Consider the following 13,641-nt stretch of genomic DNA (forward strand, 5'->3'; position numbering starts at 1 on the left):
CCCGTCCCAAGGAGCCCGATGCCCGCACTCACCCCGGACACCATCCGCACCGCGACCGAAACCCTGTCGCACCTCACCGACTACCTGCGCGAGGGCCCCAACCCCGTGGAAGCACTCGCCCTCGTCGAGCCCCTCCTCGACGAATACACGGGCCTGCCCGTCCAACTCGCCGACACCCTGCGCGCCCTTGCCCGCGCCGTGCAGGAGCACCCGGGCACGCCGCGCACCGCGCAGCTCGATCTCCTGATCACCGAGTTGCGCACGGCCGCGTGGGAGCAGACCGACCAGCACACCCTCCACTACGTGCTGGACGACCTCCGCGACCTATATGGCAGCACCGCCGTGAACGGGCAGGGGTACGGCCGGTGCCGCTGAGCGAACGGCAGCTCGCCGCGTTCGCCGACAAGCACGCCGGGCAGATCCCCTTCGACACCAGCCCCCGCCACCTCGCCGGCCCCGGGGATGCCCGCCACGTCACCCATGGCCTGGCCGCCGCCGGATGGAGCGCCGTCTCCGACCCGTTGAGTGCCGAGATCGTCCTGCGCAGCCCCGACCGTCGGCACCGCCTCCAGTTCGACCCGCAGTCCACCACCTCCGCGTGGTGGCGGCTGTGGACCGAGCCCACCGACACCGAGCCGGGCTGGTACGCCGAGTTCGGCGAACTCGTGCCCGCCGAGGTCCTCACCGGCTTCACCGACGCCCTCATCGCCCCGCCGCCACAACAGCAGGACCCGTGGCAGCCGGTGAACTCGGCGGGCTGGCACCGCGACTCAGACGGCACAGCGCACTCGCCGGACTCCATGTGCCACATCGAACTGCGCCCGTTGAGCGAATTCAGCCATGGGCCGTCCTGGCACGTCGAGACCCGCGAGCCCGGCCACGGACAGTTCCGCGGCCCGCGCATCTGGCACGCCTACTTCGACGAGCGCACCCCCGCCCGCCTCGTCGGATCGTTCCTCACCGCGCTGGTCGACCGAAGCCCGCTCCAACGCGGCATGTACGGCCGCACCGGCCACTACAGCGCCGTGCAGAAGCCCAGCCCGCTGCGTCCGCAGCAGGTGGTCGACGCGCACACCGCGCGTATCGAGTCGCTCCGCGCCCGGGCACGCCGCCGACAGCAGACAAAACCCGCAACGGCCCCGGCGAAGGCTCACACCGCCCAGCCAGCCGCCCGCCGCTGAACCGACAGGACTCCTCACCATTTCCGCCGATCACCGCGCACACCGCGACTTCCTCCGTCACCTCGACCACTACGTGAGCGACAGCAAGAAGATCCTCGACGCCTGGGACGCCTACTCCGACGAGCACACCGACCTCGACGGATGGCCCTACGACGACCACGCCTACGGCCTGCGCGCGAGCCAGCGCGACGCCGACACCGCCGAGGCGTTCGAATCGCTCCGGTACGGCGCCCGTCACCTGCTGGCCACAGCGGAGACGCAACTGGGCCGCCTGCCGGAAGGCACCGTTCAGAGCCGCTGGGTCTACCAGTTGGGTGTCCTGCACACCGCCCTCGACCGGCTCGAGCAACTGCACGAGCAGTGGCTGGAAACCCGAGACTCCCTTCCCGCCACCGCTAAGCCCGGCACCACGTCCTTCGACGACGCCCTCGCCGAGTACCACGCCGAATCGTGGAGCTACCTCGACGACTGGGCCACCCATGGCAAGACACTCCGCGAGATCAACGCCGCCGCCCGCAAAGCCCCCTCACCTCTGGCACCTGCACCGGCACCGGCTCCCGCGGCCGACCGGCGAACCCCGGCACGGAAGTGACCATGGCCCCGGCTCCCGAGACTGTCGAGGTCGAGTTCATCGCACCGCGCCACCTGGCCGGTGGCGGTGACCCCGCCTGGATCACCATCCCCCTCCACCGCGCCTGCGGCTGGAGCCACGGCGACGACCCCCTGATGCCGCGCGTCCTGCTCTCCAGCCCCGGCCGGAAAGCCCTCCTGCGCCTGGAACCCGAACCCGACGGACAGTGGTGGACCCTTCACCACGCTGCGGAGCCGGACCGGCCCGCGTGGTACGCGAGCTTCGGCGCCCGCACGCCCGTCGAACTCATCGCCGCCGCCACCGATGCCCTCACCGACCCGGCCCCGCCGACGGGCGCATCCTCCGATCCTTACGGGCCGCTCCAACAGGTCGGTTGGTCGCCCGCCTCCGCGGACAACGGCCTCGTGTCACCCGACGGCACCGCGTACGTCCAGCGGCTGGGCAGCGTGGAAGAACCGGGCGCCTGGTTCGTCACCGCCGCACTCGGCCGGGACCGGCCGGTGTGGCAGGCCCGCTTCGGCGCGCACACTCCTGCGTACCTGGTCGCCGCGTTCACCGCTGCGCTCGCCCATCCGAAGCCCGTGCTGCGCATGGACAGCGGGCGCGGTCTCCCGACCCGCGACCCGAACGTCGTCGCCCGTAGGACCACGGACGTGCTCGCGGTGTACGTGGCCGGGGCGCTGGAAGAGCGCGTCCACTCCCTCGCTGCCCGGCACGCCACCCCGCCGGCGAGTCCGAACCCCTCACGGCAGCCGCCGGCCAAGAACAGCCGCAGCCGCTGATCCCTCCGCCCCCGCCCGGAAGCACGTAGCCCTTGCCCCCTTCCTCCTCCAACAGCAACACGGACGGGTACGACCTCGTCCTGCGCCTCCTGATCGGCGTGCTCGCTGTCGTCGTCCCCCTCGCCCACCTCGCCTGGCTGTCCGGCAACATCACCGCCTACCTCACCGGAGCCAGCTGGGCCCCCTACCAGCCGACCACCGCCTTGCTCCACCCCGAGCAGGTCTGGCCCGACGCGGGAGAAACGTCCCTGCTGATCGGTGCCCGCATCGTTCCCGTTCTCCTCCTCCTTGCCCTCGGGACGGCCGCGGGCATCCTGTGGGCCCGGCACAAGAACCGCAGCGGCGGCCGGAAGAAGAAGATCACCGGCATGGCCAAGGCCCGGGACATCGAGCCGCTGATGGCCAAGGCGATCACCGACAAGGCCCGCTCTCTGCGCCCGAGCCTGAAGGACGCCAAGCACATCGAGGCCCGCGACACTGGCATCCTGCTCGGCAACCTGCAGGGCACCAAGCACGAGGTGCGCATGGGCTACGAGGACGTGGCCGTCGCCATCATGGCGCCCCGCTCGGGCAAGACCACCTCGCTCGCGATCCCCTCCATACTCGCCGCGCCCGGCCCGGTCCTTCTGACCTCGAACAAGGCCGCCGGCGACGCCTTCACCGCCACCTACGACGCCCGCGCCCGCGTCGGGCAGGTGTGGTCGATGGACCCGCAGCAGATCGCGCACGCCGCGCGCGAGATGTGGTGGAACCCCTTGGCGGACGCCAAAACCCTGGACGGCGCCGGTCGGTTGGCCGGCCACTTCCTCGCCGCCTCAGTAGATGCGAGCCAGCAGGGCGACTTCTGGTCCAAGGCCGGATCCAACATCCTCGCTCAGCTCTTCCTCGCTGCGGCCCTCGACGAGCGGCCGATCACCGACGTCATGCAGTGGCTGGCCTTCCCCGCCGACCGCACCCCGCTCGACATCCTCCGCGACCACCAGCTCGCCGCCGTCGCCGCCCAGCTCAAGGGAACGGTGGAAGGACCGCCGGAAACCCGGGACGGCATCTACGAGACCGCCCGCCAGTACGCCGCCGCCCTCCTCAACAGCGAGATCGCCGCCTGGGTCACCCCGCAGAAGGACGTCCCCGAGTTCCGGCCGTCCGCGTTCGTCACTTCCACCGACACGCTGTACCTGCTGTCGAAGGACGGCGGTGGCGGCGCCAGTGCGCTGATCGCGGCGTGCGCGGACTCGGTCATGCGAGCCGCGACCGCCCAGGCCGAACGCGCCGGCGGACGCCTCGACCCGCCCATGCTCGCGATCCTCGACGAGGCCGCCAACGTCTGCAAGATCAGCGACCTACCGGACCTGTACTCCCACCTCGGCAGCCGCGGGATCATCCCGATCACCATCCTCCAGTCCTACCGCCAGGGCCAGAAGGTGTGGTCGGACGCCGGCATGGACGCCATGTGGTCCGCCTCGACCGTCAAGGTCATCGGCAGCGGCATCGACGACCCCGACTTCGCCGACAAGCTCTCCCGGCTGATCGGCGACCACGACGTCGAGACCACCTCCACCTCACACTCCGAGTCCGGCAGGTCAACTTCCGTGTCGATGCGGCAGGAGAGGATCCTGCCCGCCGACGCGATCCGCGCCCTGCCCAAGGGCACCGCGCTCTGCTTCGCCACCGGCATGCGCGCCGCCATGCTCGACCTGCGTCCCTGGTACCTGGAGCCCGGCGCCGACGTCCTGTCCGCCGCCTCCGCCCGAGCGTCGAAGGCCATCACCGCACGCGCCATCGCCAAGCACGCACCCCAGCAGGGCGGCTACGGCACGGCCGCCTGACCGGGCTGCGCTACGCCCCCGGACCGCGCTCACTGCACCACGACCCTCCGGAGCACCATGGCTCTCACCGACCACCACGACGTCTTCATCGGCTCGACCGGCGACGGATGGACCTTCGTCGTCCTCAACCGCCCTCTCCGCAATGCCGCCCGCATCCTGACCGGGGCGGGATTCACCGCCCGCGAACACCAGGGCCGTACCCTCTACCTCCTGCCGCCCGAGACGGCCGAGGACGCGCACGAGCGCGCCGGCGTCGCGGCCTACGGACTCATGGCCCACACCCAGGACCTCGTCGACCTCGCCTGGACCACACATCACCCCAGTACCGACAGTGCCGAGCGCGAGGCGACCATCCGATTCCACGACGGCACGGTCACCGCCACCGCTCTCACGGACCGGGCTGGCGACGTCCTCACCCAACACGGCTTCACTCCCACAGAAACGACGGGGGAATACACGCTGGCTGCCGGGCCCGGCGAAGCCGACGCCGTGAACGCGGTAGTCCGTGCCGAGGCCCATCTCTACACCCACGGCGTCCGCGTGCACGTCGACCTCGGCATCGCGACCACGCAGGACATCCCACCGGCACCATCCCGCCCCGGTGCCGCCCCCTCACCGCCGCCCACCACACCGGTCCAGCGGCGCAGCCGCTGACCCCGTCCGCCTCCACCGGAGCACTGCACCATGCACCAGATCGACCTGCACGCCGAGATCGCCCGACTGCGGCAACTCGGCAGCGACTTCGAGGACTTGCACAGCGAGATCCGCTCGCTCGCCCTGCCCCCCGGCACCGACGCCCGGCAGCAGCTCACGGCGAAGATCGTGGACACCAACGAGCTGGTCCAGCAGGCCATGTTCCGCCTCGCCGCCCTCGACGGCAGCCAGTACACTGCCGTACCCGGCAGCCGCCCAGCTCTGGAAGCACTCGCCTCCGTCGTCCTGGCCGCCAGTCTCGCCGCCTGCGACCTGGCCTTGGCTCTGGAGGCCAACCCGCTGGAGGGCGCCCCCTTCCCCGGCCCGCCGGGCGCCCCGTTCCCCGACACTCCGGCCGATGAGGCAGCGGTGCGTACGGCGCGGCACGCGGAGGCGGTCCCCGCCATGGCGGAACACCTCGCGAACGCCGCCCACCAGCTCGATCTCGCCCACACCGGTTGCTACTACCTCGCCAGCGGCATCACCCGGGACCTGAAGCAGCACGCCGAACAGCACCAGGCGACACCGGCACCGAAGATCACGGACAGCCAGTACGCCGTCCTCGTCCGGCTGTCCGCAGATGGCGGCTCCCTTTACGAGACGAGCCGGTACGGCGTCACCAAGGCCGTCGACAAGGACCGGGCCACCGTGAACGTCGCCACCCTCAACGCTCTGATCAAGCGAGGACTCGTCGAGGTGGACACCACGACGTCCCTGTACCAGGGCCAGCGGCTCCACGTCACCGCCGAAGGCCAGCGTGCCCTCGCCCAGCACAGGCCCGTCACGACCCCCGCCCGAACGGCGGCCGTGACGCCTCCTGCGACCAAGCAGGCCGCAGCAGGACGCACGCGATGACCGGCTTCGCCCCGACGGACCGCGTACTGGTCGGCCCCGTCTATCTGGCCGGCCCCGGCAACTCCGCCGTGGTCACCCGCCCGCTGCACGCAGCGGGCTGGGCTGAGGCACGCACGCCCGCCGGGCGGATGTTCTCCAGCCCCTGCCTTCGCGCGCAGATCGCCCGCCTTCCCAACGGCTGGTCGATCTCCTACGCCCGCGCGCCACTGGCCGTCCCCCGCTGGACCGCTCACTTCACCCGCGACACGCCTGCCGAGATCGTCTCCGCCTTCACCACCACCCTCATGCGCGGACTGGACAACGACCACAAGGACTTCCTCCCCGGCGGCCCCCACTTCACCCCCATCGCCCCCGGCGATGTCCTCATCGCCCGCGGCTGGAAGGACGAGGCCAACGCCCTCTTCCAGTACCAGCACTCACCCGACCGACACGCCTACCTCAGCCTCCGCCAGTACGACGCCGACTTCCACTCCGAGTTGGAAGGCGGCGCCGCCGCCGAACGAACCATGTACGCGGGCGTCGAGGCCGCCAACGGGCCCCGCTGGCACGCGGACTTCACCTCCGCCACCCCGCTGCACTTGATCACCGCCGCCGACGCCCTCTCCAGCCCGGCGCCGGTCCGCCGCAGGCCGCACAACCTCCCCGAGCGCCACCTGCCCTTCCTGACCATCCGCTCTGCGGCGGCCCGCACCCAAGCTCACGCTGCCCGCGCCACCGCCCGGTCCTCGGCCAGCGCTGTCCCCGTGGCCCGAACAACCGCACACATGCGCCTTGCCAACCCCACACGATCGCTCCGCTGACCTTCCCGCCCGGCCTCTTCGGCACAGCTCAAGCTCCTGCGCCGCCTGGGTCGTTGCACGCTGGCACCTGACGGCCGTCCGCAGCGCTCCGTCTCTTCCCCACCCCTGGACTCCCCTGTGCCCGAACCTCGCCCCGACCCCGGCCTGCGCCGCACGCAGCGGGCCGGCCGTGACCGTACCGATGACGATGTGCTCGTCGCCCCTGGCTACCTCGCCGGCAGTGCCTACTGCGGTACCGACGCCTTCGTCCCGCTGACCCATCACTACTGGCACGACATGAGTGACGAGATGGGCAACTTCTACGTCACGACCATGGGCAGCCAACTCCGCATCGCCTACGTCCCGGAAGCATCCGAACTGATGCCGGACGCCACCGCGTTGTGGCAGATCCGCTGCCGCACGGATCTGCACGCCCCACCGACGTGGACCGCGGCCTTCACCGACGAGACCCCGCCCGAGATCGTCGCCGCCGTCACCGCCGCCCTGGACGCCGACGTCACCGCGGGCCGATGGAACGACGAGCCCTACCGCGAGCGCGATGACCATCCGGAGATGGTGTGGGAGGTCCTGCGCGCCGCCCGCTGGCAGATCACCGTGGACGGCTGGCACATCACCGCGACCTCGCCCGACCGGCTGGCCCGCCTGGAATACCGCCCTCCCTCCTCGTTCGGCGGGCACAAGGTGGCCCGGGACGAGGCGTGGCGCGCGAGGATCCTTGCCGCCCCGGATGCGCGGCGAGCGCTGTGGGAGGCCGATTTCCACAGCGCCACCCCCGCCCACCTGGTCGCGGCCTTCGCCACGGCTCTGGCCGATCCGGCGCCGGTCTCACGTGAACGCGCCTGCGTGCCGCGCGAGTGCCACGCCCACCTGCGCCCGCTGAAGCCGGACGCCCCCGCGGCGCCCCGGGCCGTGGCGGCGCCCACACCGCGGGACCTCGCCCGCGCCCGGGCGGCTCGCAGTCCTGCACTGCCGACCGCCAGCGTTCCGCGCTGGTCGACCACGACACGGCCGCCCGCCGTTGCCGCCCCCGCCGTCACGCCGGGCCCGCGCCGCTGATACATGCCCGCCGCCGGGATCCAGCGCGACCCACCCGCCGAAGGCCACCGCGCGCCCGCCCCAGGCCCGCCGGCACGGACGGCGAACGGCTGCCCTACTAATCCCCCTTGGGAGTCCTACCTGTGCGCAACCCGGCTTCTACCACCGAGGTGTCGTCGGTCTCCGCCGCGGACGGCACTCGCCTGTCCGTCTACCGCGACACCCCGGTGCGCCCGCGTCCCGGCGGCGCGACGGTCGTGCTGGCGCACGGCGCGTCCGTCACCGCGGACCTGTGGCGCGTCCACGCCCGGCACCTGACCGGCCTGGGCCTGACCGTCGTGCGCTACGACCAGCGCGCACACGGTCACACCCCGCGCGGCCAGGCACCGCTGACGATCCGGCAGCTCGCCGACGACCTGCACCACATCCTGACCCACCTCGTCCCCGCCGGGCCGCTCGTGCTCGCCGGCCATTCCCTGGGCGCCCTCGTTCTGCAGGAACTCGCCGCCCTGCACCCCCAACACCAGGCCCACATCCGGGGCATGGTGCTGCTGTCGCCCACCGCACGCGGGGCGAGCGTGCTGCCCGGACGCGACCCGCGCGCCTGGCTCCTGGCCGCCGGACGCAGCCTGTTCGCCCTGACCTGCACCCACGCGCCCCAGGCCGTGGACCTCCTGCGGCACCGGCTGCCCACCACACACCCCTACAGCCTCGCGCCCCAACCCGACCAGCCGGCCGACGGGCCGCCGCCGTGCCGCCACGGCATCCGCCACACCCACACCCGCGATCTCGCCGACCTGTGGCAGTGCCTGCGCCGCTACCAGCCGCTTGACGCCACCGTGCTCAACCAGTTCGGCGACCGGCTGCTGCTGATGGCCGGCGCGGACGACCGGCACATCCCCGCCGCTCACACCAGGCAGCTGGCCGCCCAACTCCCTGCCGCCCGCCTGGAGATCCTCCCCTGCACCACGCATGCGCTGCCGATCCGCCACCCCGAGCTCATCAGCGACCGCATCACCCGCCTCGCCGCCGAACCGAGCCCCCACCCTCCTCACCCCCAGGACCGATCATTTCCGAACTCCCTGCCTTCCGGGCAATTTCACTAGGCGCCGGTATCCAGTCCAGCGCCATGCTCGCCCTCTCCGCACAAGGCATCCTCCCGAAGGTCGACTACGCAATTTTCGCCGACACAGGATGGGAACCGAGAGCCGTTTATTCCCATCTCGACCGGCTGGAGCGAGAAATAGCCGGACCCGCAGGCATACCCGTTCTCCGCGTATCGTCCGGAAACATACGCAAGGATGCCCTGGACCCCGACCACAGGTTCGCATCGATGCCGCTCTACGTCCTGAACAAGGACGGAAATCCGGGTATGACCAGGCGGCAATGCACCGGGGAATATAAAATTAAGCCGATCAAGAAAAAGGTCCGCGAAATACTCGGCTACCCCTATCCGGCACGCATCCCCAAGGGCGTCTTCGTCGAGCAGTGGGTCGGCATCTCCACCGACGAATTCCACCGGGCCAAGGACGCCGACGTCAAGTACATGCGCAACCGGCACCCGCTCATCGACATGGGCTGGTCAAGAAGCGACTGCGTCCGCTATCTGACGTCGCTCGACCTGGCCGATACCCCGAAATCGAGCTGCCTCGGGTGCCCGTTCCACGGAAACGCCCAATGGCGCAACATCCGCGACAACTCCCCGGAGGAATGGGAGGACGCGGTGGAGTTCGACGCGGCCATCCGCAAGGGAAACGCCCGCGCCAACGCCACCGGCAACCGGCTGCTCGGCGAGGCGTTTCTCCACCGCTCCCGCGTGCCCCTCAGCGAAGCTCCCATCGATCACGTCACAGCCGCCGAATGGGCAGCGATGCAGCAAGAACTCACCGACAGCGGACCTGACCTTCAGGAGCTGGAGCAAGGAGTCGCCGACGGCTGCTCCCCGTGGGCCTGCCGTGGTGAAGTCGAGCCGGCACAGGACGACTTCGGACTGGCCTCTTGACCATCCTGGACCTATTTGCGGGACCGGGGGGATGGAGCCACTCACTTAACGTCCTCGGCGCACGGGACGTGGGCCTCGAATGGGATGAGTGGGCCTGCAAGACCCGTGCGGCGGCAGGGCAGCTGACCATTCGCACCGACGTGGCGCTGTACCCCGTCCGGCCGTTCCTCGGCAGGACCGACGGGCTCATCGCGAGCCCGCCCTGCCAGGCATGGTCCATGGCCGGCAAGCGCCTCGGCCTGGTGGACCAGCCGCTCGTGCACCAGGCAGTGGCGGACCTCGCCGCCGGACGCGACACCCGCGAGAAGCTGCTGACCGCCTGCCGGGACGAACGCTCGCTGCTGGCCGCCGAGCCCATGCGCTACCTCCACGCCCTCAACACCGTCGGCGAGCCCGAATGGGTCGCCATGGAAGAAGTGCCGGACGTCCTGCCGCTGTGGAAGCAGTACGCCTCCGTGCTGCGCGGATGGGGGTTCTCGGTCTGGTACGGAATCCTCAACGCCGCCAACTTCGGCGTACCGCAAACCAGGCGGCGGGCAATCCTGCTCGCCTCCCGCGTCCGCACCGCCCAGCCCCCACCACCCACGCACGCCCAGACCGCCGAGCCGGAGAGCCTGTTCGGGCCAGGCCGTGACCGATGGGTGTCGATGGCCGAGGCCCTCGGCTGGGGTGCCACCGACCGACCCGTCCCCACCGTCTGCGCCGGCGGCGGACCCGGCGGCGGGCCCGAACCGTTCCCCTCGGGCTCCCGCAAGACGCTCTCCGACGCCCGGGACCGCGGCACCTGGATGCCGCGACCGGAGGCTGTGGTCCTGCAGTCCCGCCGCGAAGGAGCCGGATGGGCCGCCCGGCACGGCACCCGCGAGAACCGGACCGCCGCCGCCCCGGCGCCGACGTTCACCGCCGAGGCACACCGCTGGTCCTGGTCCTTGCGCAGCAACAACCAGGCCAACGCCACCATCCGTCCGCTGTCCGAGCCAGCAGGCACGCTGTTCTTCGGTCACCGGGCGAACGAGTGCACCTGGGTCGCCGCACCGGCCCTCGCACCGACGCAGGACACGGACACGCCAGCGGTGCCGGAGCCGATCCGGATCACCGCCCGCGAGGCCGGCCTCCTGCAGACCTTCCCCGCCGATTACCCCTGGGCCGGCAACAAGGGCCAGCAGTTCTCCCAGATCGGCAACGCCGTACCGCCGTTGCTCGCCGGCCACCTCCTCGCCCCGCACCTCGGCGTCACCCTCGACCCCAACGACTTCACCCTCGCCGCCTGATGACCCGCACCCCCGAACCTGACGAGGACGGCGGCCTCGACGACCTGCCCGACACGCATACGCCGCCGCCCGTGCACTACGTCGAGCAGGCCCTCCTGGGCGCCCTCCTCCTCGATCCGCACCGTCTCGCCGACGTGACCGGCATCGCCGGCACCTCGTTCTCCACTGCCGCGCACTCCGCCCTGTACGCAGCGATCAGCACCCTGCCCCCGCCCGACCCGGCCGAGCACGCCAAGAACACCGACTGGCTCGACCAGGTGCTCGCCACGGCGCGCGAGCAGGCGCGCGGACTGACCGCCTCCTACTTGCACACCCTCGTCCAGGTCTGCCCCTGGCCCCGCCACGCACCGGCCTACGCACGGATGGTCGAGGCCGAACACGCCCGCCGCCGCCTGCAGACCGCCGCCGAACGCCTCGTCCAGACCGTCCACGACGTCTCCCTCCCACACCCCGTCCAGACGGTGCTCGCCGAGGCCGACGCGCTCGCCGCGGTAGTGGACGACATCGCGAGCCGCTTCCCACCGCGCGGCGGCGTCCTGCCCCGCACGCCGGCACCACCGCCAGCCATCACGCCCGACTACATCGAGGCAGTCGAGGAGGAGAGGCTGCTGCTCGCGACCGCCACCGCCCACCCATCCGATATCGAGTCCGTCCGGTGGCTGCTCCCCGACGACCTCACCCTGCCGCTGCACGCTGGCCTGTGGCAGTGCCTGACCGCTCTTGCCCGGCGCCGCGAGCCCGTCGACCCCGTCACCATCCTGTGGGAGGCCCAACAGCGCGGCCTGCTGGACGACGGCAGCGACCCGGGCGAGGTGCTCCGCCTGCTGGCCGAACCAGCCGGTTCCGTGGAGCACTGGGGCGAGCGCGCCCTGCAGCGCTCCCTCCTGGCATCCGCCGATCACACCGGCCGACGCATCGAGGCGTACGCCGGCGACCCCGCGAACACCCCGTTCCAACTCGTCGCCGGCGCCCGGCGATCCCTCGCCTGCCTCGGCGCCATCCGCACCCGCTGGCAGCACGCCACCGCAACGGTTCCGCCGCAGCGACCGCGGCCGACGCCCACCACTCGCGCCGGCCCGCCGACCACCACAGCCGCCCACACCGCCCGCGCCGCGCGAGCAACCCGATAGCACCCCGCATACGCCGGTGGCCGGACCCGAAGACCCGGCCACCGGCAGAAGAGACGACACCCCAACGTGACCACCACACTCCCCATAGACGCCCACGTCCACCTCGACACCCACCCCACCCATCCCAGCGCCGTGACCGCCGTCCTGACCGGCACCCAGGCCCACATCGCCCACCTGGGCCTGGAGGCAGCCGACTGGACCGTCGTCGCCGACAACGTCCTGGTCCTGGTCCGCATCGACCACGAGGAGCCCTACTGGGCCCAGGACGCAGCCAAACACCTGACCGCCGGAGGCATCACCGTCGAAATCACCCCTCGGCTCCAGGAGGCCATGGACGAGGAATGGACCTGGGCCAACTACCCGATGCCCTGGTGCACCCGCAGCGAAATCCGCGAGGTCTCCAACGAGGCCCAGAAGATCCACGACGACATCCGCCACGGCCAGCTCCTCATCCACGCCCACGCCCACGACGGCCACACCACCGTCGCGGTCGGCACCTACCTCGGCCGCAACGGCAAATCCGTTTACCTCCACGGCGAGGACCACCTGCGGCAAGTCGCCGATACCTTCGACTCACCCGCTGGGGCCATGCTCGCCTTCGAGAAGGTCCACGGCGCCGAGATGCGCCCCGGCCCGGCGCCCCTCACCGACACCGAACGCGCCGCCGCCGAAACCCGCACCCCACTCGCCCTCACCGCAGCCAAGCCCGAGCCGGCCCGCCCGGAGCCGCAGACCGTTCCGGCCTACCTGGCCGATGCCGGCGACCACGACGCCCTCTTCGACACCTTCCTCGACGCACACGACGAATGGGAGAAGTGGCGGACCTGGACCGACGACACCAGCTACGCGGTCCACGAATCACAGACTCTGCGCATCGAGCGCATCCACGAAGCCGATCCGCGTGAGGCCGCCTGGACCGTGGCCGCATACGAGACGCCCGTCTCCGACCGCATGTGGCACCTCACCGCGACCGGCACCACCCCCGCCCCCGTGCTCCAGGCCCTGGTGCACCACCTCGCCGAAGGCGACGCATGGGACACCGCCATCGGCAGCCCCGTCGACGAGAAGACCGTCACCGCCGCCACCAAACCCCTCACCGACGCCGGATGGAAACACACCGTCGACGGACGCTGGCTCCGCTGGACGAACCCGTCCGGGGACGTCGGTATCCAGTTCGACGCCTTCGCCGCCCAGACGCCGAACAGCACGCTCGCCACCTGGACCATCTGGGCCGGCCCCAGCATCGACCACCCCACCTGGACTGTCACGGCATCCCCCTACGCCCCCAGCGTGCTGCTGGCCGACCTCGCCGAGAACCTCGCCCACGGCACGGGGCCGCGGACGTACACCCCCCTGGAGGTGAAGCACCCCGCGCACCTCGCCACCGCCCCCACAGGACCGCCCCACAGAGCAACAACAGCGCAGTCGAGCCGAACCCGCTGAGGGGGTTTGCCTCGTGCCCAGCCCTCGGTCA

Annotated in this window: 14 protein-coding genes; all 14 read left to right on the top strand. The window is 71.4% G+C overall.

The window, feature by feature from the left end; genetic code table 11:
- Nucleotides 1–18 precede the first annotated feature (18 nt).
- The 14 genes from SCAB_RS10630 to SCAB_RS10695 all read left to right on the top strand — a co-directional run bounded on the left by SCAB_RS10630 (nt 19) and on the right by SCAB_RS10695 (nt 13,610).
- The gene (locus tag SCAB_RS10630; RefSeq protein WP_013000076.1) at nt 19–375 is read left to right on the top strand and encodes a hypothetical protein; all 357 of its coding nucleotides are present in this window, start codon (nt 19–21) and stop codon (nt 373–375) included.
- Entirely contained in the window at nt 366–1,181 is an 816-nt protein-coding gene (locus tag SCAB_RS10635; RefSeq protein ID WP_013000077.1) for a DUF317 domain-containing protein, read from the top strand. The genes SCAB_RS10630 and SCAB_RS10635 overlap by 10 nt, the downstream gene beginning before the upstream one ends.
- Before the next feature lie 73 nt (nt 1,182–1,254).
- Nucleotides 1,255–1,773 carry a hypothetical protein gene (locus SCAB_RS10640; RefSeq protein ID WP_013000078.1) on the top strand — a complete coding sequence of 173 codons (519 nt, stop codon included), beginning with the start codon at nt 1,255–1,257 and terminating at the stop codon, nt 1,771–1,773.
- A gap of 2 nt (nt 1,774–1,775) precedes the next feature.
- Nucleotides 1,776–2,555, top strand: a complete 780-nt coding sequence (locus tag SCAB_RS10645) for a DUF317 domain-containing protein (protein WP_041669039.1) — start codon at nt 1,776–1,778, stop codon at nt 2,553–2,555.
- Between the two features lie 32 nt (nt 2,556–2,587).
- Nucleotides 2,588–4,381 (top strand): type IV secretory system conjugative DNA transfer family protein, encoded by a 1,794-nt coding sequence (locus SCAB_RS10650; protein ID WP_013000080.1) that lies wholly within the window; start codon nt 2,588–2,590, stop codon nt 4,379–4,381.
- A gap of 57 nt (nt 4,382–4,438) precedes the next feature.
- A complete protein-coding gene (locus SCAB_RS10655; protein ID WP_013000081.1) occupies nt 4,439–5,035 on the top strand; it encodes a hypothetical protein in 597 nt (198 codons plus the stop codon).
- A 30-nt stretch (nt 5,036–5,065) separates the two neighbouring features.
- On the top strand, nt 5,066–5,929 hold the full coding sequence (locus tag SCAB_RS10660) for a hypothetical protein (RefSeq protein ID WP_013000082.1): 864 nt from the start codon (nt 5,066–5,068) through the stop codon (nt 5,927–5,929).
- Entirely contained in the window at nt 5,926–6,729 is an 804-nt protein-coding gene (locus tag SCAB_RS10665; protein WP_013000083.1) for a DUF317 domain-containing protein, read from the top strand. The genes SCAB_RS10660 and SCAB_RS10665 overlap by 4 nt, the downstream gene beginning before the upstream one ends.
- A gap of 117 nt (nt 6,730–6,846) precedes the next feature.
- Nucleotides 6,847–7,785: a DUF317 domain-containing protein gene (locus SCAB_RS10670; RefSeq protein ID WP_013000084.1), complete on the top strand. Its 939-nt coding sequence runs from the start codon at nt 6,847–6,849 to the stop codon at nt 7,783–7,785.
- Nucleotides 7,786–7,892: 107 nt separating this feature from the next.
- Nucleotides 7,893–8,870 carry an alpha/beta fold hydrolase gene (locus tag SCAB_RS43730; RefSeq protein WP_231884961.1) on the top strand — a complete coding sequence of 326 codons (978 nt, stop codon included), beginning with the start codon at nt 7,893–7,895 and terminating at the stop codon, nt 8,868–8,870.
- A 23-nt stretch (nt 8,871–8,893) separates the two neighbouring features.
- Nucleotides 8,894–9,766, top strand: a complete 873-nt coding sequence (locus SCAB_RS10680) for an adenine nucleotide alpha hydrolase family protein (protein ID WP_013000086.1) — start codon at nt 8,894–8,896, stop codon at nt 9,764–9,766.
- The gene (locus tag SCAB_RS10685) at nt 9,763–11,037 is read left to right on the top strand and encodes a DNA cytosine methyltransferase (protein ID WP_041669041.1); all 1,275 of its coding nucleotides are present in this window, start codon (nt 9,763–9,765) and stop codon (nt 11,035–11,037) included. Before SCAB_RS10680 ends, SCAB_RS10685 begins: the two co-directional genes overlap by 4 nt.
- Entirely contained in the window at nt 11,037–12,167 is a 1,131-nt protein-coding gene (locus SCAB_RS10690) for a DnaB-like helicase N-terminal domain-containing protein (RefSeq protein WP_013000088.1), read from the top strand. Before SCAB_RS10685 ends, SCAB_RS10690 begins: the two co-directional genes overlap by 1 nt.
- Nucleotides 12,168–12,233: 66 nt before the next feature.
- Complete coding sequence (locus tag SCAB_RS10695) at nt 12,234–13,610, top strand: DUF317 domain-containing protein (RefSeq protein WP_013000089.1); 1,377 nt, start codon at nt 12,234–12,236, stop codon at nt 13,608–13,610.
- Nucleotides 13,611–13,641: the final 31 nt, after the last annotated feature.

Origin of the sequence: Streptomyces scabiei 87.22 (assembly GCF_000091305.1) — a bacterium.
In the GTDB taxonomy this organism is placed as follows: Bacteria; Actinomycetota; Actinomycetes; order Streptomycetales; family Streptomycetaceae; genus Streptomyces; species Streptomyces scabiei.

Excerpts from the sequence above, each read along its gene's own strand:
- SCAB_RS10630 (WP_013000076.1), top strand. The coding sequence starts at position 19 with ATGCCCGCACTCACCCCGGACACCATCCGCACCGCGACCGAAACCCTG.
- SCAB_RS10645 (WP_041669039.1), top strand. The coding sequence starts at position 1,776 with ATGGCCCCGGCTCCCGAGACTGTCGAGGTCGAGTTCATCGCACCGCGC.
- SCAB_RS10655 (WP_013000081.1), top strand. The coding sequence starts at position 4,439 with ATGGCTCTCACCGACCACCACGACGTCTTCATCGGCTCGACCGGCGAC.
- SCAB_RS10660 (WP_013000082.1), top strand. The coding sequence starts at position 5,066 with ATGCACCAGATCGACCTGCACGCCGAGATCGCCCGACTGCGGCAACTC.
- SCAB_RS10665 (WP_013000083.1), top strand. The coding sequence starts at position 5,926 with ATGACCGGCTTCGCCCCGACGGACCGCGTACTGGTCGGCCCCGTCTAT.
- SCAB_RS10680 (WP_013000086.1), top strand. The coding sequence starts at position 8,894 with ATGCTCGCCCTCTCCGCACAAGGCATCCTCCCGAAGGTCGACTACGCA.
- SCAB_RS10690 (WP_013000088.1), top strand. The coding sequence starts at position 11,037 with ATGACCCGCACCCCCGAACCTGACGAGGACGGCGGCCTCGACGACCTG.